Annotated in this window: 1 protein-coding gene; it reads left to right on the top strand. The window is 41.9% G+C overall.

Features of this window, described 5'->3' with window-relative positions; genetic code table 11:
- Positions 1-226 precede the first annotated feature (226 nt).
- Positions 227-585, top strand: a 359-nt coding sequence (locus tag R7093_RS26735) for a response regulator transcription factor (RefSeq protein ID WP_318147213.1), incomplete at its 3' end; no start/stop codon positions are given.

Here is a 585-nt window from a genome sequence, read left to right as displayed (position 1 = left end):
CTGTCTGTATCCGAGAAATTGCGCTCGCGCCGACCAAGCAGCAACCATAATCTGGTGACAACTTAATTTCCCATATACTAAGCAAACGATTTGTTCTATATCAAAACGTTTGCTTTTTTTATATTATTAACTCATCGGATAACCTTATTCTTTACAAGCTTTATTTGAAATAACTCGCAAATTTGTTTAACTTTCAGTGATATCAAATACAGCACACATCACTTACATGAACGAACAAGAAATCAAGCCATCCCTTATCATTGTCGAAGACGATCCAAAACTACAAGATATGCTCGGTGAGTACTTCGTAGAACAAGGCTTCGACGTCCGCTGTATTGATAACGGCACCGACGCGCCGAACGCTATTTTAGACACTCAACCCGATTTGGTTTTGTTAGATTTGATGCTGCCGGGCCAAGACGGTTTCAGCGTTTGTCGTCAAATCCGCGAATGTTACAAAGGCAAAGTTCTGATGCTTACCGCAAGCGATGACGATTTTGATCACGTCGCTGCGCTTGAAATTGGTGCCGATGACTTTGTCACTAAACCTATTAAACCGCGCGTGTTACTTGCTCGTATCCGTAT

The organism is Vibrio sp. 1580, assembly GCF_033340055.1.
The sequence above is the reverse complement of the archived record's forward strand: the minus strand, read 5'-3'. Positions and strand labels throughout refer to the sequence as shown.